19 protein-coding genes are annotated in these 18,030 nt (G+C 68.2%); 7 read left to right on the forward strand and 12 right to left on the reverse strand.

The window, feature by feature from the left end:
• Nucleotides 1-21: 21 nt before the first annotated feature.
• From RIB98_12610 to RIB98_12630, 5 genes are all read right to left on the reverse strand, one after another.
• Nucleotides 22-1,440: an AMP-binding protein gene (locus RIB98_12610; protein MEQ8841813.1), complete on the reverse strand. Its 1,419-nt coding sequence runs from the start codon at nt 1,438-1,440 to the stop codon at nt 22-24.
• Nucleotides 1,437-2,891, reverse strand: a complete 1,455-nt coding sequence (locus RIB98_12615; GenBank protein MEQ8841814.1) for a CoA-binding protein — start codon at nt 2,889-2,891, stop codon at nt 1,437-1,439. Before RIB98_12615 ends, RIB98_12610 begins: the two co-directional genes overlap by 4 nt.
• Before the next feature lie 93 nt (nt 2,892-2,984).
• The gene (locus RIB98_12620; protein MEQ8841815.1) at nt 2,985-4,139 is read right to left on the reverse strand and encodes an acyl-CoA dehydrogenase family protein; all 1,155 of its coding nucleotides are present in this window, start codon (nt 4,137-4,139) and stop codon (nt 2,985-2,987) included.
• Complete coding sequence (locus RIB98_12625; protein MEQ8841816.1) at nt 4,136-4,522, reverse strand: nuclear transport factor 2 family protein; 387 nt, start codon at nt 4,520-4,522, stop codon at nt 4,136-4,138. The genes RIB98_12620 and RIB98_12625 overlap by 4 nt, the downstream gene beginning before the upstream one ends.
• Nucleotides 4,509-5,132, reverse strand: a complete 624-nt coding sequence (locus tag RIB98_12630) for a nitroreductase family protein (protein ID MEQ8841817.1) — start codon at nt 5,130-5,132, stop codon at nt 4,509-4,511. Before RIB98_12630 ends, RIB98_12625 begins: the two co-directional genes overlap by 14 nt.
• Between RIB98_12630 and RIB98_12635 the strand changes: the two genes are divergently transcribed.
• Together RIB98_12635 and RIB98_12640 are read left to right on the forward strand one after the other, a co-directional pair.
• Nucleotides 5,131-5,946, forward strand: coding sequence for a phytanoyl-CoA dioxygenase family protein (locus tag RIB98_12635; GenBank protein MEQ8841818.1), 816 nt, complete (start codon nt 5,131-5,133; stop codon nt 5,944-5,946). The two genes, RIB98_12630 and RIB98_12635, sit on opposite strands and share 2 nt — an antisense overlap.
• On the forward strand, nt 5,946-7,109 hold the full coding sequence (locus RIB98_12640; protein MEQ8841819.1) for an acyl-CoA dehydrogenase family protein: 1,164 nt from the start codon (nt 5,946-5,948) through the stop codon (nt 7,107-7,109). Before RIB98_12635 ends, RIB98_12640 begins: the two co-directional genes overlap by 1 nt.
• Nucleotides 7,110-7,142: 33 nt before the next feature.
• On the opposite strand, the gene RIB98_12645 is transcribed toward RIB98_12640, so the two are convergent.
• Genes RIB98_12645 through RIB98_12660 form a run of 4 tightly spaced genes read right to left on the reverse strand, consistent with a single transcriptional unit; the run spans nt 7,143 to nt 12,317 of the window.
• Complete coding sequence (locus RIB98_12645; protein MEQ8841820.1) at nt 7,143-8,285, reverse strand: hypothetical protein; 1,143 nt, start codon at nt 8,283-8,285, stop codon at nt 7,143-7,145.
• 4 nt (nt 8,286-8,289) lie between these two features.
• Nucleotides 8,290-9,930: a class I adenylate-forming enzyme family protein gene (locus tag RIB98_12650; protein ID MEQ8841821.1), complete on the reverse strand. Its 1,641-nt coding sequence runs from the start codon at nt 9,928-9,930 to the stop codon at nt 8,290-8,292.
• Between the two features lie 4 nt (nt 9,931-9,934).
• The gene (locus RIB98_12655) at nt 9,935-11,176 is read right to left on the reverse strand and encodes a cytochrome P450 (GenBank protein ID MEQ8841822.1); all 1,242 of its coding nucleotides are present in this window, start codon (nt 11,174-11,176) and stop codon (nt 9,935-9,937) included.
• A 46-nt stretch (nt 11,177-11,222) separates the two neighbouring features.
• Entirely contained in the window at nt 11,223-12,317 is a 1,095-nt protein-coding gene (locus RIB98_12660; GenBank protein MEQ8841823.1) for an NAD-dependent epimerase/dehydratase family protein, read from the reverse strand.
• A 23-nt stretch (nt 12,318-12,340) separates the two neighbouring features.
• Between RIB98_12660 and RIB98_12665 the strand changes: the two genes are divergently transcribed.
• Together RIB98_12665 and RIB98_12670 are read left to right on the forward strand one after the other, a co-directional pair.
• Nucleotides 12,341-12,847 carry a GNAT family N-acetyltransferase gene (locus RIB98_12665; GenBank protein ID MEQ8841824.1) on the forward strand — a complete coding sequence of 169 codons (507 nt, stop codon included), beginning with the start codon at nt 12,341-12,343 and terminating at the stop codon, nt 12,845-12,847.
• A 12-nt stretch (nt 12,848-12,859) separates the two neighbouring features.
• The gene (locus RIB98_12670; protein MEQ8841825.1) at nt 12,860-14,053 is read left to right on the forward strand and encodes an amidohydrolase family protein; all 1,194 of its coding nucleotides are present in this window, start codon (nt 12,860-12,862) and stop codon (nt 14,051-14,053) included.
• A gap of 2 nt (nt 14,054-14,055) precedes the next feature.
• On the opposite strand, the gene RIB98_12675 is transcribed toward RIB98_12670, so the two are convergent.
• From RIB98_12675 to RIB98_12685, 3 genes are read right to left on the reverse strand one after another with little or no spacing between them, the layout of a single operon-like run.
• Nucleotides 14,056-14,418, reverse strand: coding sequence for a DUF202 domain-containing protein (locus RIB98_12675; GenBank protein ID MEQ8841826.1), 363 nt, complete (start codon nt 14,416-14,418; stop codon nt 14,056-14,058).
• 2 nt (nt 14,419-14,420) lie between these two features.
• Nucleotides 14,421-14,783: a DUF202 domain-containing protein gene (locus tag RIB98_12680; protein ID MEQ8841827.1), complete on the reverse strand. Its 363-nt coding sequence runs from the start codon at nt 14,781-14,783 to the stop codon at nt 14,421-14,423.
• Between the two features lie 10 nt (nt 14,784-14,793).
• Nucleotides 14,794-15,903 (reverse strand): zinc-binding dehydrogenase, encoded by a 1,110-nt coding sequence (locus RIB98_12685; GenBank protein MEQ8841828.1) that lies wholly within the window; start codon nt 15,901-15,903, stop codon nt 14,794-14,796.
• A gap of 58 nt (nt 15,904-15,961) precedes the next feature.
• Here RIB98_12685 and RIB98_12690 point away from each other — a divergent pair, with 58 nt between their 5' ends.
• From RIB98_12690 to RIB98_12700, 3 genes are all read left to right on the forward strand, one after another.
• Nucleotides 15,962-16,708 carry a hypothetical protein gene (locus tag RIB98_12690; protein ID MEQ8841829.1) on the forward strand — a complete coding sequence of 249 codons (747 nt, stop codon included), beginning with the start codon at nt 15,962-15,964 and terminating at the stop codon, nt 16,706-16,708.
• Nucleotides 16,709-16,792: 84 nt separating this feature from the next.
• Complete coding sequence (locus RIB98_12695; protein ID MEQ8841830.1) at nt 16,793-17,203, forward strand: carboxymuconolactone decarboxylase family protein; 411 nt, start codon at nt 16,793-16,795, stop codon at nt 17,201-17,203.
• Complete coding sequence (locus RIB98_12700; protein MEQ8841831.1) at nt 17,200-18,012, forward strand: ABC transporter ATP-binding protein; 813 nt, start codon at nt 17,200-17,202, stop codon at nt 18,010-18,012. The genes RIB98_12695 and RIB98_12700 overlap by 4 nt, the downstream gene beginning before the upstream one ends.
• The last annotated feature ends 18 nt before the right edge of the window (nt 18,013-18,030 follow it).

Consider the following 18,030-nt stretch of genomic DNA (forward strand, 5'->3'; position numbering starts at 1 on the left):
CGAGAGCTTCGTCGGGTTCGCTCAGCCGTGCAATCGGTCGGGCGCCACCAGTGATGCCGCCAGCGTCGCACGATCGACCTTGCCCGATGTGAGGAGCGGCATCTCGTCGACGATCTCGAGCCGTTCGGGGGTGATGAACTTCGCCGCGCCGCGCTCGCTGAACCAGCGACGGCACTCGTCGAGATCGAACCCGTCGGGGGCGACCACGAACGCGGCCACCCGCTCGCCCAGCCGCTCGTGGGGCTCCGCCACGGCGACGGCCTGACGCACCGAGGGGTGGGCCTCGAGATGACGTTCGACCTCACCGGCCGAGATGTTCTCGCCGCCGCGGATGATGCGTTCACCGAGGCGGCCCGTGATCGTCAACCAGCCGTCGTCGATCGAGGCGAGGTCACCGGTGCGGAACCAACCATCGACGAAGTGCTCCGCGGTGCGGGCGTCGTCGAGATAGCCCCGGGCGAGCTCCGGCCCACGGAGCCAGAGTTGGCCGTCGTCGTCGATGCGGATCTCGGAGCCGCCGAACGGTCGACCGTCGGTCGACACCATGCGCTCGGGTGGGTCGTCGAAGCGACTCGTCGTGATGGTGGGTGCCTCGGTGGAACCGTAGGCCCGCTTCACGACCACGCCGAGCTCCTCGCGAGCCCGCGCCGCGAACTCGGGACTGACCCCGGCACCGCCGCACGAGACGAGCCGCAGCGAGCCGACCCGTTCGGGTCGGAATGCGGGGTCGTCCATGAGGCCGAGGAAGAAGGTGGGAGGTCCGACCATCCAGGTCACTCCCTCGGCCTCGATCAGGTCGAGGGCCGCTCCCGGGTTCCACTTCGACATGAGCACCGCCTTCGCGCCGGCCGCCCCGGGCACGAGCACGCCATGGAGCAGTCCCGAGACATGGGCGAGCGGCGCGGGCATGAGCACGACGTCGTCGGCGGTGAAGCCGTGGACCTCGACGGACTCGGCCGTCTTGTAAGCGAGCGACGCGTGGGTGTGCACCACCCCCTTGGGCACACCGGTACTGCCGGAGGTGAACATCACGAGTGCGTCGTCCGTCGGCTCGACGGTCACCGGGGGAGCGACACCCCCGGAGAGTTCACTCATCCGCACGGCACCGGGGACATCGGCGAGCGCGCTGTCGGGGTGGGCGATCAGCAGGGCCGGTTCGCACTGGTCGAGCGCGTGACGCAGCTGGTCGGGGCCGGCCAACGGGTGCAGCGCCACCGGTACGACGCCGATCGACCAGCAGGCGCGATAGACGACCACGGCTTCGATGCCGACGGGCAGCTGGAAGGCGACGTGGTCACCGTGGCCGATACCCCGGGCGTTGAACGCACCGGCCTGTGCGGCCGCCCGTGTGTGCAGGGCCGCGCTCGACCATCGTTCGTCGCCATGGACGATCGCGTCGGGCCGAGGCGGGGCCGCGTCGAGCAGCGCGGTGAGCGTCACGGGCGGCGTCGGGCGTGGTGCCAGAGGTGCTCGAGCGCGGCGACGGCTTCCTCGCCGGCGCTGTGACAGAACCGGCCCGTGGCCCGCACGGTGGCGGGTCCGGGGTTGTCGGGATCGGTCAGCGCGAGCTCGGTGAAGGCGATGACCGGCTTGCCGCTCCGGTCGCTCGCCGCCGCGGCGGCCTCGGCGAACCGGGTGTCCTGCCGCTCGTGGTACTCGACGATGCGCTCGAGGCCGTGGTCGGGGTAGTAGCGCCCACCGCGCTCCATGGCCGCCGTGTTCGACTGGATGCCGAGGCCGAGGTAGATGACCGCGTCGACGTCGGGATGCGACGCGATGATCGGGAGGAGCTCGGGGATCGTGTCGCGGGTCTCGCCGCCGGCCAGGTCGACCGGATTGCGGCGGCTCCAGCGCGGCGGCACCCGGGCGTCGATCTCGGCGCGGAGATCGTCGGGCAGTTCGACGAGGTCGAGCTCGCTCGCCTCGACCGCGTCGCCGGTGATCACGCACCAGCCGCCGGCCGTCCCGAAGACCAGCGTGCGGGGCCCGCGGGGGAGGGGCTGGGTCGCGAAGGTGGCTGCGGTGCGGTAGGCCTCGCCGATGGTGTCGACGACGGTGACGCCGGCGGCGGCGAGGGATTCGTCGGTGCCGTCGCGTCCGGCCCGTGAACCGGTGTGGGCGGCGACGGCGTCGACGCCCGAACGTGATCGTCCGCCCCGCATGACGACCACGGGCATCTCGTCGGCCACGGCGCCGAGTCGTTCGACGGTGTCGTCGGCGATGTCCTCGAGATAGGCGAGACCGACGGTGGTCTCGGGGTCGGTGGCGTACCACTCCATGAAGTCGGCCACGCCGACCTGGGCGCCGTTGCCGACCGAGACGGCGCGGCTGATCCCGACCCCGGCCTGGCGGGCGAGGTTGCCGAAGGTCGACACCATGCCGCCCGACTGGCTCGCGATGGCGATCGGGCCTCGCGGTGGCATCGGCGCCACGATCTGGGCGCACATGGCGACCGGCGTGGAGATCACCCCCTGCCCGTTGGGACCGGCCAGCAGGATGCCGAGACTGTCGGCCAGTTCGGCCAACTCGTCCTGGTGGGCGCGGCCTCGGTCGTCGATCTCGCCGAAGCCGGCCGACGCGCAGAACGCGGCCGTGATGCCCCGGTCGGCTGCCTGACGCAGCACGTCGGCGGTGGCTGACGCGGGCACGCCGAGGAACACCAGGTCGAGGTCGGCCTCCGGGATGTCGTCCAGCGAGGCGTAGGTCGTCTCACCCAGCACGTCCTCACCGGTCAGGTTGGTGCCGAACAGCGCGCCCTCGTAGCCGACGGCGCGCAGGTTGTGAAACGCCACGAAGCCGAACTTCCCGGGGTGGGTGGCCGCTCCGGCCACCACGATGCCGCGCGGTTCGAACAGCGCCCGGAACCGCTCGGCCGGTTGACGGATCGTCATCGTCGTTTCCTCTCCCCGTCCCAAAGGTGTCAGACACCCGTCCCGAAGGGGTCTGACACCGATGGGGACGGGTGTCTGACACCTTTGGGACGGTCAGTCGATCGCGTGGCGTTCGCGGAGCTTGCGGGCGATGACCATCTTCTGCACCTCGCTGGTGCCCTCGCCGATGATCATCAGCGGCGAGTCGCGGAAATAACGCTCGACGTCGTACTCCTGCGTGTAGCCGTTGCCGCCATGGATACGCAGCGCATCGGTGCAGATCTCGAAGCACGCTTCGGAGGCGAAGAGTTTCGCCATGCCCGCTTCGAGGTCGATGCGTTCGCCGCGGTCGTAGCGAGCCGCCGCGTCGTAGGTCATCAATCGCGCCGCCTGGAGCTTGGTGGCCATCTCGGCGAGCTTGAACTGGATCGCCTGGTGTTCGAAGATCGGCTTGCCGAAGGTCTCGCGTTCCTGGGCGTACTTCATCGCCGCGTCGAACGCGGCCTGGCCCACTCCGACGGCGCGCGACGCGATGTTGATGCGACCGAGTTCGAGGGCGGAGAGGGCGTAGCGCAAGCCGTTGCCCATCCCCTCGGGTCCCCCGAGCATGTTGGCGGCCGGCACCCGATGGTCGACGTAGGACATCTCGACGGTCTCGAGGCCCTTGTAGCCGAGCTTGTGGATCTTCTTCGACGTCCGAATGCCCTCGAATTCGTCGCCTGGCTCTTTCTCGACGAGGAAGCAGGTGACCCGATCGTCGGGCGTTCGTGCGAGGAGCATCACGAGGTTGGCCCGCACGCCGTTGGTCACCCACATCTTGGTGCCGTTGATGACCCACTCGTCGCCGTCCTGCGTGGCCTTGCAGCGCAGGGCGCCGGCGTCGGAGCCGGAGTCGGGCTCGCTCAGCGAGAACGCGGCACGAAAGCTGCCGTCGACCATGCGGGGCAGATAGTCCTGCCGCTGCTCGTCGGTGCCGTAGCGGCCGATCATGGTCGCCGCGATCTTGTGGGTGTTGAGGATGCCCGACAGCGTCATCCAGCCCCGGCTCAGCTCCTCGACGATACGGGCATAGGTCGTGATGTCGAGGCCGAGCCCGCCGAACTCCTCGGGGATGGTGGCGCCGAAGAGTCCGAACTCGCACATCTGGTCGAACATCGCCTGGGGGAACTCGTCGGCGTGCTCGAGCTCGGCGGCGTGGGGGACGACGTCCTTGTCGACCCACTTGGCGATGGTCTCGATGATCTGGTCGGCCACATCCTGGCTGGTCATTCCGGTTGGTCTCCTGTGAAGACGATCTCTCGTCGTCGAAACTTCCAGCGACCGCCGTGGTGGACGAGCTGATCGACGTAGCGGCCACTCTGACCGACTGCTCCCTTCATTGAAACCCAGACGAAGTCGGTGCGCACTGTCGCGGCGGTGGTGGATTCGAGCTCGATCCACGGCTCGCTGAGCATGTGCTTGCCCCGGGCATCGGCTTGCTGGCTCGGTTCGATGAACCCGCGGAGCTCGTCGTGGCCGTGCTGGTGCATGCCCATGACCACGAATTCGATGTCGTCGGTGAAGAGGGTGATCCACTCGTCGAAGTGTCCGTCGTCGATCAGCTGGCAGTAGCTCGCCAGCAGGGCGCGAATCTGCTCCTCAGCCCCAGGCATGGCCGTACTCCTCTCGATGGGCATGGGCGTGGACCGGTTCGCGACGCGACGGCCCCAGGTTCCGGGCCGGATGGCCGACGGGGATCACCGCCTGCGGGATGACGTGCTCGGGCAGTTTCAGGATCGCCCGCAGGTCGTCGACCAGGATCGTGCCGATCGTCGTCAGCGCACTCCCGAGACCGTGAGCGGTGGCTGCGGTCATCAGGTTCTGGGTGGCCGGCCAGATCGAACTGTCCATGAGTTCGGCGTTCCACCTTTCGGCGTTCGCGCAGACGACGATCGAGACCGGGGCGCCGGCGAAGCCACCGCGCACGCCCTGTTCCACGTCGTCGCGCATGGTGGTGCTCACCTTGCCGTCGGTCGCGTCCTTGGCGCCCATGTCCCAGAGGCGTGATGCCAGTTCCCACAAGGCGGCCCGGCGATCCGGATCCTGCACGACCACGAACTCCCACGGTTGGGTGTTCTGCGCGCTCGGGGCGCGGGTGGCCAGCTCCAGGATGTCGGTGATGACGTCGTCGGGCACCGGTTCGTCGGTGAACGAGCGGTGGGCCCGTTGACGACGCAGGACCGAGCGGACGGCCTCCAGATCGGACATGACGAGGTCGGACATGACACGGACGTTAGAACAGTCGATACTGGCACCCAAGATGAACGACGTCGCCCCCGACACGCTCGACCGGTTCTGGTCCGACGGTTGGGCCGTGATTCCCGACGTGCTGTCGACGGCGGAGATCGCTGCAGCCCGCGCCGCGTTGATCGACGCCGCCGCCGCATCCGAGGCGCAAGGCATGCCGGTGCGCCTCGATGCCCTCGACCCGGGCGGGCGCAACATCCGGGTCTACGACCTCGTCGCCCACGCCAAGGTGTTCGCCGACCTGGCCGAACATCCGTCGGTGCTGCCGGCGGTCGAGGCGATCCTCGGGCCCGACATCGTCCTGTCGAACTTCACGGCCAACACGGCGCTGCCGGGCAGCGGGTCGATGAACGCCCATTGTGACCAGTCGACCGTCATGCCCGAGCCGTGGCTCGAGACCTGGGCGATGAATGCGATCTGGTGTCTGCACGACACCGACGAGGACAACGGTGCCACCCGCTACCTGCCGGGCTCCCACGAGTTCACCGCCTTCGATCAGGTGCCCGATGACCCGAAGGAGGGCATGGCGCCCTTCACGGCAACCGCCGGGTCGGTGATCCTCATGCACGGCCGCCTCTGGCACACCTCGGGCGCCAATCGCTCGACCGATCGCGACCGGGCCCTGCTCTTCGCGTTCTACACGGCGGGATTCCTCCGGCCGCAGACGAACTGGTGGCGTTCGCTGGCCGACGACGTCGTGGACCAACTCTCGCCCCGGATGCGCCGCCTCTGCGCGCTCGACTACGGCAATCTCGCCCACGGCGGATATCTCGCCGAACCGGGCCGCTGATGGATCTGACCCTGGCGCCGTCCGATGCCGCGTTCGCGGCCGAGGTGCGGTCGTGGCTGGCGGCAAACCTGGACCGGCCCGACCGCTTCTCGTCGATCGACCAGGAGTTCGACTGGGGTCGCCGGTGGCAGGCCCGGATGGCGGCTGATCGCATGGTGGCGATCTCGTGGCCCGAGACGGTGGGCGGTCGCGGCGCGTCGTCGGTCGAGGTGGCGCTCTACAACATGGAGTACGCCCGGGCGGGAGCGCCTCAACCGGTCAATCGGGTCGGCATCAACCTGGCCGGCCCGACCCTGCTGGCCTGTGCCACCGCCGAGCAACAGGCACGGTGGCTGCCGTCGATCCTCGATGCGAGCGAGATCTGGTGCCAGCTGTTCTCCGAGCCCGACGCCGGATCCGACCTCGCCTCGCTGCGAACCAGTGCGGTGCGAGACGATGGCGGTTGGTTGGTCTCCGGCCAGAAGGTGTGGACGTCCTACGCCCAGTTCGCCCGGTGGGGGATCGCCCTCGTGCGCACCGACCCCGGGGCGAGGAAACACGCAGGGATCTCCTTCATGGTGATCGACATGGAGGCCGACGGGATCGAGATTCGGCCGCTGCGTCAGATCACCGACGAAGCCGAGTTCAACGAGGTCTTCCTCGACGACGTGTACGTGCCGGACGACCAGATCATCGGCGGACTCAACCAGGGATGGACGGTGGCGAACACGACCCTGGCTCACGAGCGAGGCACCAACTTCCCGTTCAAGGAGCAGGTGGTCCACGAGGTCTATCTCGACGAACTCGCCCGCCTCGCAACGGCGCGCGGGGTGCTCGACGATCCGCTGATCGCCGACGACCTGGCCGACGCGTTCGTGCAGCTGCGCCTGCTGCGGCTCCAGAACTGGCGTACCCTCTCGGCCCTCGGTCAGGGACGGGAACCCGGCCCCGAGTCGTCGGTGGTGAAGCTCACGTGGTCGGACATGACACAGCATCTGTCGGCGCTGGCGCTCTCGATCCTCGGTGACGAGGCCCCGCTGTGGCCCGTGCCGACGGGAGCATCCGCTGCGGGCTCGTGGCAACGCCAGTGGTTGTGGTCGAAGTCCGCGTCGATCGCGGGAGGCACCAGCGAGGTGCAGCGCACGATCATCGCCGAACGGATGCTGGGGATGCCGCGCGGCTGAGCGCCCGCCGGTACTCGTTCAACCAGTGTTTGTTCAACCAGTGTTGGTCAACCAGTGCCGACGGCGACCGAGTCCGGCCGACCTCATCCCCGGATCCCGGGCGATCGTCGCGGCGATGAGCGCGATCGTGAGCACGGCGACGCGGGCGGCGCGGCCCGGCCCCACGGCGACATCGGGCACCGCGCTGAGCTCGAGGACGATGGCCGCGACCACGGTGTACCAGGGCGGCCTGCCCGGTCGAAGTCGGTGCTCCACGAGGAGTGCGCCGATGACGAAGCCGGCCGTGTAGTACCGATGCACACCCGGATCGAGTAGCAGTCGCCAGGAGATGCCGGCGAGGATCGCTCCCGGCCACCGGTGGAAGAGGACGAGCAGGGCCACGATCGCCAGTCCGCCGATGAGCTGGGCCGGACGGATCCATGCCGGTGTCGTCGCCGCGTCGATTCCGAAGAAGCGGAGCGACGAGGTCGGGTCGTTGGCGATGCCGAAGTCGGAGGTGTCGAGGGTGTCGGGTTCGGCGAGGATGAACGGCAACCAGGTCGCCACGCCGGCGCCCGCAGCGAGGATGGGTCGTCGCCAGCTGCCCGGGCGGATCGGGAGCGCGCACAGCGGTACGAAGACGACGGCCCACGGTTTGGCCGCGGTGGCGAGCGCCAGGAACGCAGTTGCCGGGACCGTGTGTCCTCGGCGCACGGCGACGAGTCCGGCGGCGATTGCGGCCAGCGCGATGGCATCGTCGAGGTGCGCCGTCCGCACCGCGATGTCGCCCCAGACGACCACGAGCGTGACGCCGATCACCCACTCCCGCACGGTCGCACCGGAGCGGCCGGCCGGGTTCTCCTGCGAGAGCAGTGTCATTTCGGAAAGCAGCGTCAGCACGACCCCGACCACAGCGAGACCGAGCACGGACCCGGCGACCATCACCGCGGTCTCGCCGGCACCGGAACCGAGCAGGGTGAACGGCAACGCGACGAGGATGCTCACCGGCCCGAACTGGAGCTCGGGGTGATCGCGGTAGAGACCGAGTCCGCCACGATCGCCCGGCGGTCCGTTGCCGGTCAGGAGGTCGACCGCGAGCTCGAAGAAGTGCCAGGCGGTCGCGTGGGTTCCCGGCAGCTGCACCAGCAGCACGATCGCCGCCACTGCCGCCAGACCGCACCAGTAGCGTCGGGGCACGCGGCTAGCTGCCGAAGCGCTCGATCAACGACTGCTGCACGGCCCGTCGGTCGATCTTGCCGCTGTCGAGCCAGGGCAACTCGTCGGGCGAGGCGTAGGTCGCGACATGGCGGGGCACCTTGTAGCTGGAGAGTTCGGCTTTCACGCGGGCCCGCAGCTGTTCGACGTCGGTTGTGTGGCCGGGCCGGAGAACGACCGCCGCGGCGACGTCCTCGCCCCGCTCGGGATGGGGTACCCCCATGACGAACGCGTGCATCACCTCGGGTTGTTCCTCGATGACGAGCTCGATCTCGCGCGGGGTGATGTTCATTCCCGACGACTTGATCTGATCGCCCATGCGGCCCTTGAAGTAGAGGTGACCGTCGGCGTCGAGGTAACCGGCGTCGCCGGTGCGGAACCAGCCGTCCTTGGTGAAGATCTCGCGCCGGTCCTTCTTCAGATGACCGAGCAGGAGTGAGTAGCCCTTGATCCAGATCTCGCCCATCTCTCCGGGCGGTTGGTCACGGCCCGAGACCGGGTCGACGATGCGGTGTTCGACACCCGGCACCGCCCGCCCGAAGGAGCCGCGCTTCTCCGGCGGGAGTCGGCTGCCGATCATCTCGATCGAATGAGGCCCGAGCGATTCGGTCATGCCCAGTGAGTTCGCCCGTAGTTCGGGGTCGCCGACCCGGAGGTGCTCAGGGAGCAGGGCATCCAGCGAACCCCCTCGCACCGCCGAGAGGTCACGGTCGGGAAACGACGGGTGCTCGGTGAGCGCCTTGGCCATGTGGGGCCACCCGATCACATGGGTGACCCGCTCACGCTCGATGAGGTCGAGGGTGGCGCCGGGATCGAACTGCTCCTCGAAGACCACGGTGGCGCCTGCGTGCATGCAGCTGATGAGGGTGTAGGTGAGGCCGCCCACCCAGAAGAGCGGCATCGGCGTATAGCAGACATCACCGGGTTCGAGATCGCGGAACGGCAACAGGTTGTAGGGGTGACGGAGCACGCCGCCATGGGAGTGGATGACGCCCTTGGGTTCCGCGGTGCTGCCCGAGGTGTAGATCACGAGCATCGCGTCGGTCGGGCTGACACTCGCCTCGGCTTCGAGCAGGCGCGCGTCGGTGACGCGGTCGGCATCGGTGAGAAGGTCGTCGACCGAGCCGGCCCACGACGGAACGGTGTCGCCCCACATCCAGACGGTGCGCAGCGACGGGTGGCTGTCGATCCGGATGTCTCGATGCGTCTGGCGGCCCAGGTGCGGTGCGATGGCCTCCAGGCGTTCGGTGTAGTCGTGGCCGAGGTGTGAGCTGACGGTCAGCAGCACCTGCACCTCGCTGTGGGCGAGCACCCAGCCGAGTTCGCGGGGTTTGTAGTAGGTGTTGAGCAGCGGGACCAGCGCCCCGATGCGGGTGGCGGCGAGCCAGCCGACGATCCAGTCCGGCCCGTTGGGGGCGAGGAGCCCGACGTGGGTGCCGGGCTTCACGCCGGTCGCCAGCAGCGCCCTGGCCATGGTGGCCGATCGGCGTTCGGCCTCGGCGAAGGTGAGGCGGTGGTCGCCGAGCACGGCCAGGTCCCGGTCACCCCACTCGGTCGCGATGTGGCGAATGAACTCGCCGGCGGTGGCCCGATAGTCGAGGGCCCGGAAACTGCGGCCGTCGGTCATCGCCTCACGAACTCGAGATCCGGTAGCGCACCGGGAGATGCTTCGGGCCGACCACGAAACTCGAGGCGACATAGTCGGCCGACCCGGCGGGTTCCATCGACTCCATTCTCGCCGCGAGTTCCTCGAGCAGCGCCTTGATCGAGGCGCGGGCAAGGTGGGCGCCGAGGCAGTAGTGCTCGGCCCACCCGAAGCCGAGATGGCGATTGGGGGAGCGACCGACGTCGAATCGGTCGGGGTCGTCGAACACCGCGGCGTCGCGATTGGCCGAGGCGTAGAAGAGGGCGAACATGTCGCCCTTCGTGATCTCGTGACCTTCGTAGACGAGGTCGCGGGTGGCGGTGCGTTTCATGTAGTTCACCGGTGCCGCGAAACGCACGACCTCCTCGACCGCCGTCTTCATCAGGCTGGGGTCGTCCTTCAGCCGCTGGAGTTCGCCCGGGTTCTCGAGGAACGCCTGGATCGCACCGGTGAGCGAATGGCGGGTGGTGTCGTGGCCGGCGTTGAAGATGATCAGGTAGTAGCCGAGCGTTTCGATGTCGCCCAGCGGCTCGCCGTTCTCCAGCGTGGCGGTGGCCAGCATGGTGGCGAGGTCGTCGCGGGGGTTGGCCCGCCGGTCCTGGATGATCGTGTTGAACATCGTGAAGAAGTCCATGAACAAGGCCAGGTTGGCCTTGTCCCGGCTCTCGCCTTCGCGCTGGAGGTCGGGATCGTCGCCGCCGAAGAGCTGAGTCGTGAGCTCGAGCAGCTGTTGCTCCTGATCCGGTTCGATGCCCAGGATCGTCGACAGCACCCGGAGCGGATGTTGCTGGGTGATCTTCTCGACGAAGTCGGCCTCGCCCTCGGCACCGAGCGAGTCGATCACCGTCCTGGCCGACTCGGTCACGATCTCGTCGAGCCGTTCGATGCCGCGAGGCGTGAAGTAGCCGCTGGCCACTTTGCGGAAAATCCGATGGTCGGGCGGGTCCATCTCGATGATGGTCTTCATCAGCATCGGGATCTCGGGATTGTCCCGGCGGTAGGCCTGCTCCTCGGTGAGCAGGACGATGCCGCCGCCGTTGCAGAAGTCCTCGGGGCGGCTCGAGATCTCGGTGATGTCCGCATGGCGGGTGACGGCCCAGAACGGTTCGTAGCCCGGCGGGTCGAAGTGGGTGAGCGGTTGGCTGCGCAGCTCGCGCCATTGGGCGTGCGGCGGACCGGCGTTTCCGTAGTGCGCCGACGAGATGAGGTCGAGTCCGTCGATGGCCATGGGAAACCCTAGGTCGACGGCTCGTCCGCCGCCCGTTGGTGGTCGGTCAGATGGCCGCGAGGATGTTGTCCTCGAACGACCAGTCGTGGGGTCGATCGGCCAGGCCCGTGTCGTGCCACCAGCGGAAGGTGTCGTCGGCCATCGACGCGAACGTGTGTTGCGGTTCCCAGCCCACGTCGTGGCGGAGTCGGTCGATCGAGAACACCGTCGACCGGTTCCAGTGATGGATGTTCGGCGCCAGGTGTTGCACCAACTGACTCAGTTGGAAACGCTGTCTCCCGGCCGAACGGTTCACGGTCGGGTTGCCGCTTCCGCGCGATCGCACCGCCAGGCTCATGCCGTTGTTGTCACCGAGATCGACGAGCACCTCACCGTTCCACAACTGGTCCATGGCGTCGGGTGCGATGTGGCGGACGTCGGGCGATGTCACCCCGGCGGCCGCAGCCAGGCCGGCGACGTAGCCGTTGCGGGTGACGTACTCATTGCCGGTGAGGTTGTAGCGGCGCCCAATTGTGGCGGTGTTGCCCATCATCTGTTCGAGGGCCCGGGCCTGGTCGTCGACATGGCCGACCTGGAGCAGGGTGGTGCCGTCGCCGGGCATCAGGATGGGGCGGCCCTCGACGAGACGCCGGAACATCGCCTGCTCGCGGGCCGAGATCATGTTGTGAGGCCCGAAGACCATCGAGAACGGCACGCTCGTCGCCGGCAAGCCATGGTCGCGGCGGGCAGCCCACAACAGGTCCTCGCACAGCAGCTTGTGGAGGCCGTATTCGTTCTGGGCATCGGTGCGATCGTCGGGGTGGTCCTCGGTGATCGGAAGGAGGTCGGTGGCCGCGTAGGTGACGGTGGAACTGGCGAAGATGTAGTGACCGACCCGGTCGCGGAACAGTTCGATCATCAGGGCGACATCGTCGGGGTGATACGCGGTGACGTCCTGGATCACATCCCACTCGGTGCCGGCGAGGGCGGCCCGGATCGTGTCGGGCTCGCTGCGATCGCCCACGAGTCGGTGCACCGAGTCGGGGATGTCGGCCTCACTCCTGCCCCGGTTGAGCACGGTGACGTCGTGGCCCTGGCGCACGAGTTCGTGCACGAGGGCGAGTCCGTTGAAGTTGGTGCCACCCATCACGAGAACCTTCATGGTCGTCACCGTAGGTTGGCGTCGTGGAGTTTTCGATTCGTGAGATGACGGTGGACGACGCGCCGGCCGTCGCCGAAGTCCATGTCCGTTCGTGGCTCGCGACCTACGACGGGCTGCTCGACGCGGACTTGCTCGCGTCGCTCGGCGTGGCCGAACGGACCACGATGTGGACGTCGGTGTTGTCGTCCCCGAACGATGGTGTGCGGCTGCTGGTCGAGCGTGGTGGGGAAGCGGTCGGGTTCCTCGCCGGCGGGTCGAGCTCGCCGAGCGACCCGGACGCGGCCGAGGTGTTCTCGATCTACCTCGACCCGTCGGTCTGGCGACGCGGGCTGGGCTCGACCCTGCTCGACGCCGGCGTCGACGGGTTGCGAGCCGACGGACCGAAACCCGTCGTGCTCTGGGTCATGGACGGCAACGACGCGGCCTGCCGGTTCTACGAGGCCCGAGGCTGGCGCTTCGACGGCGCCCGCAAGGATGAGCAGGTCGGTGCCGCACTCGTGCCGCATCTTCGCTACCGCCTCGCACCGTGACACGATGAGACCGTGACCGCGCTCGATCCCGATCTGTTCCTGCCCGACCCCGAACCGTCCGAGGTGAAGTACACCGTCATCTCCGTCGACGACCATGTCGTCGAACCGCCGCACCTGTTCGAGACCTACATGCAGCCGGAGCTGCGAGCGCGGGGCCCGCAGCTCGTCGAGAACGAGCACGGTCATCAGCTGTGGGAGTTCGACGGCAACCGCTATGTCCAGATGGGAATGAACGCGGTGGCCGGGCGGCGGCCCGACTCGGTGAAGATCGAACCGTTCCGTTTCGAGCACATGCGTCCGGGTTGCTACGACATCGAGGCCCGCATCGAGGACATGGACCTCGGCGGCGTGTGGGCGATGCTCAACTTCCCGAGCCAGATCACCGGCTTCTGCGGCTCGGTCTTCGCTCGGGCGTCGGACCCGGCGGTGGGGCTCGACGCGGTCCGGGCATGGAACGACTGGCTGTTCGCCGAGTGGTACGAGCCCCACCCTCAACGCGTGATCCCCGGCGGCATCACCTATCTCGGCGACGCCGCCGAGGCGGCAGCCGAGATCCATCGCAACGCGGCCCGCGGCTTCACGTCGGTCACCCTCCCCGAGCGACCCCACGCGATCGGCCTCCCCAACCTGTGGGACCGCGACTTCTGGGATCCGATCATCCAGGCCTGCGTCGACACCGACACGGTCATCTCGCTCCATGTCGGGTCGTCGGGGCTCCACGAGATTCCGAAGGGCGGGCCGTCGCTCCAGCTCGGCGCCACCATGTTCGGCCAGCTCTCGCTGGGCGCCTGCGCCGAATGGTTGTGGTCGGAGTATCCGCTGCGGCACCCGTCGCTGAAGATCGCGATGAGCGAGGGCGGCATCGGTTGGGTGGCGATGCTGATCGACCGCCTCGACAACATCGTCGATCGCAGCGGCTACGGGCTCGGCTGGGATGTGCGGCCCGCCGATGTGCTGCGCCGCAACTTCTGGTTCTGCACCATCGACGATCCGTCCACCATCCGCACCCGCGACGTGATCGGCGTGGAGAACATCTGCGTGGAGACCGACTACCCCCACGGCGACAGCACCTGGCCCGACACCCAGCGCGTGATCGACGAGGTGTGGGGCGACCTGCCCGCCCACGAGCTGCGCATGATGTGCAGCGAGAATGCCGCGAAGCTCTACCGCCACCCGCTGCCCGACGTCGTTCTCCCGATCGGCTGAGTTCAGCGGAGGGTGATCTCGAGAACGGCGAAGCCGAGGGCCGCCGCACTGAAGGCCACGGTGCCGAGCCCGATCACCCGGGTGGCCACGGGATGGACGACTGCAGTGCCTTCGAGCAGTGGACCGCGCAGTTCGGCATAGTGCACGCCGGCCCACACGAGCAGACCCCCGCCGGCCATGGTCTGGGCCAGGCCGATCAGCGCCGTCGACCAGTGCGACGACTGGGCCGCGTAGCGAGCCAGGAGCACGCCGGAGACCATGATCGCGATGGCAGTGCGTTCCCAGGCGAGCGCGGTTCGTTCCTGCTGCAGCCCGGGGTCGACGACCTTGCTCCAGCGTCGCTCGGGTTTCGACAGTGCCCCCACGTTCAGTCGCCGGCGACGATGAACAGGATCGCGGCGCCCACACCGAGCAAGGCCGTGCCGATGGCGATGATCGCGGGGAGCCGCGACACCGGGAGCGACTCGCCCAGGCGCATCGAGCGCTCGTTGAGCGACCAACGCCGGTAGGCCGACGCGGCAGTGATGAAGCTGAGGGCCAGAAGGGCCAGCCCGATCCACTCCTGGCCGTAGAGGTCCTCGATGAGGCTGATCGCCCCGAGGCCACCCGCGGCGAGGGCCAGCGACGTGCGGATCCACGCGAGGAACGTGCGCTCGTTGGCCAGCGTGAACCGATAGTCGGGTTCGTCGCCGACCGAGCGCGGGTCGATCCAATCGGGTCGGCGGGCCATGGCCGGGCGGTCAGCCGTTGGGCAGGAGGATCGTGCGGGCTTCCTTGCCTTCCTTGATGGAATCGAAGGCGCCCTGGAGTCCGTCGAGGCCCGCAGTGTGGCTGATGAGCTCGTCGAGCTTCAGCTTCCCCTTGAGGTAGAGATCGGCGAGCATCGGGAAGTCCTTGCGAGGGCGGGCGCCGCCGGCCCGGATGCCCATCAGGTTCTTGTTCTGGTGGAGCGTCTGGAAGCCGTAGGTGACGGTGGCAGTGAGGTCGGGGACACCCACGGCACAGATGTTGCCGCCCGGGCGCGTCATCTGGAGACAGTCCGCCAGGAGCTGCGTGGAGCCGACGACCTCGAACGCATGGTTCACACCGCCGCCGGTCATCTTCTTCACCTCTTCGATCACGTCGACGCCCTCCTCGGCGAGGATGAAGTCGGTGGCGCCGAAGTCGGTCGCGTAGGCCTGCTTCTCGGGCACCCGATCGACGGCGATGATCTGCGAGGCGCCGCAGAGCTTGGCGGCCTGGATGACGTTGAGACCCACACCGCCGGCACCGATCACCACACAGGTGTCGCCGATCTGCACGTGGGCCCGGTTGAACACCGCACCGGTGCCGGTGATGACACCGCAACCGATGAGGGCCGCCGCGGTGAGCGGCATCTCCTTCGGGATCGGGATGCACTGGTTCTCGCTGACGATGGTCTGCTGCACGAAGGCGCCGATACCGGCGAAGTTGTAGAGCGCCTGATCACCCTCTGCGTAGGGCTGCGAGAGACCGCCGAGCGGTGAGTTGCTGCAGTTGCCGGGGTTGCCGCCCTCGCAGTCGGGGCAATGACCGCAGTTCGAGAACGTCGACAGGATGACGTGGTCGCCGACCTGGCAATAGGTGACGGCGTTGCCCACCTCGACCACCACGCCGGCCGCCTCGTGACCGGGGACCAGCGGGGTCGGCATGTAGTACTTGCCGTGCACGCAACTGAGATCGGAACCGCACACGCCGGCGGCCTTGATCTCGACCCGGACCTGGCGCGGGGCGAGGTCGGGGTTGGCGAGCGAGACGTCGTCGGAGAGACGAACGCTGTCTTCGGTGGTTCCTTCGAGAATGAGTCCCTGCATGCCGTCAGTGTCGCGCACCGCGCGCCCGTAGGGGGAATGCGGGAGGGATCGCCCCAATCGTGAGAAAGTCGTGCCCATGGAAGCCAAGGGCATCATCTTCACGGCGCTCGACACCGACCACGACAACATCGAGAGTTGGCATCGTTGGTACGACCTCGAGCATCTCCCGCCCAACATCGCGATGCCCGAGATCGCAGCGGGCTGTCGCTATGTCGCGCCACCCGAACTGCACGAGATCCGACTGCCGGTCGTCGACACCCATCCGGGCTTCGATGCCGGCAAGGGTGTCAACGTCACGATCTATCTGACCGCGGTCGATCCCGGTGAGGCGATCGAGGCGATGACCGTGTTCCGCGACGTCCTCGAGGCCGGCGGTCGTATGGAGGGCGCCGGTCGGCGAACGGTCCGCACCGGCGATGCCATGGACCTCTCCTGGGTCGTCGGCGACCCCGCGCTGCGTCTCGACGATCGCGACGTGCCCCATCTCGGCCACACGGGCATCCGGGTCGTGCTGCGGCGCGGCGGCGATGCTCGATCGGTGGCCGAGGCGGCCGTCGCCGTCGAGGGCGTGCACGGCGTGTTCTCCTGTGCGAGTCGGTTCTTCCCCGGCCTCGAGGCCGACGTCTATCTGCTGTCGGGGGACACCGCCGATGTCACCCTGGCCGTGCGCGACGCGGCGCCCTATCCGAGCGATGCGCAGATCTCGCTCGACGCGCCGTTCGACGGCATCGCCCCGCTCGACTACTCGTTCGCCGACCGGATCCGCGCCAGCGACCTCCCCGCGGTGCTCGACACGGACTCGACGAGTCCACCGCGTGACTGATCTCTGACGAGTCGGCGAAGCGATGAGGCACGAAAATGTTGCGAGGTAGGGTGACGGCGCCGCTGCCGACGGGAGAACCCACACGTGAGCAATCCGAAGTTCGATGAGGGGATGGCCGCCCGGCGCCGGGTCCTCGGCGACGAGTACGTCGACCGGGCCTTCGCCGGTCTCGACTCGTTCAACCAGGAGTTCCAGGAGACGGTCACCGAGTACTGCTGGGGCGGCGTGTGGGGACGGTCGACGCTCACCGACAAGCAGCGCAGCCTCAACAATCTGTGCATCCTCTCGGCGCTGAACCGCTCGCACGAGTTCAAGACCCATTTCCGGGCGGCCATCGGCAACGGCTGCACACTCGACGAGTTGCGCGACACGCTCCTGCAGGTCTCGGTCTACGCCGGCGTGCCCGCCGGGGTCGAAGCGTTCCGACTCGCCCGCGAGGTGCTCGACGATCTCGGCATCGTGCCCGAACCCTTCACCGAAGGGGAGTCCGCATGAGCGAGGACGATGGCGCCGGGGTCGACCCCGGCGCACCTGCGGTCGAACTCCGAGGGGTCGACAAGATCTTCAACGAGGGCTCGGCCAACGCGGTCGAGGCGTTGCGGGGCATCGACCTCACGGTCCAGCAGGGCGAGTTCATCTCGCTGATCGGCCCGTCGGGTTGCGGCAAGTCCACCCTGCTGCGCGTGATCGCCGATCTGCTGGCCCCCACCCACGGCACCGCCCGGGTCTTCGGCAAGGCCGCGTCGCAGGCCCGACTCGACCAGGACCACGCGATGGCGTTCCAGAAGGCGGGCCTCTTCGACTGGCGCACCGTGCGCGCCAACATCGAGTTGCCGCTCGAGCTCAAGGGGTGGTCGAAGTCGAAGCGTCGCGAGCGCAGCGAGCAGATGCTGGAGCTCGTCAAGCTGAGCGAGTTCGGCACCCACTACCCGGCGCAGCTGTCGGGTGGCATGCAGCAGCGCGTCGCCATCGCCCGCTGCCTCACGTTCGCACCGAAGTTGCTCCTCATGGACGAGCCGTTCGGCGCGCTCGACGAGATGACCCGTGAGCACATGCAGGCCGAGCTGTTGCGGATCTATCGCGAGCTCGACACCACGATCGTGTTCGTCACCCACTCGGTGCCCGAGGCAGCGTTCCTGTCGTCGAGGGTCGTCGTCATGTCGCCGCGACCGGGCCGCATCCACACGATGATCGACGTCGACCTCGGCGAGCGCAACGACGAGACCCGCAACGATCCGACCTTCTTCGAGAAGACCCGTGAGGTGCGAGAGGCACTCCGCTCGGTGGAGCAGGTCGCCAACTGATCAGTAGTCGCCCGGCGT

It is taken from the genome of Acidimicrobiales bacterium, assembly GCA_040219515.1.
Classification (GTDB): domain Bacteria; phylum Actinomycetota; class Acidimicrobiia; order Acidimicrobiales; family Aldehydirespiratoraceae; genus JAJRXC01.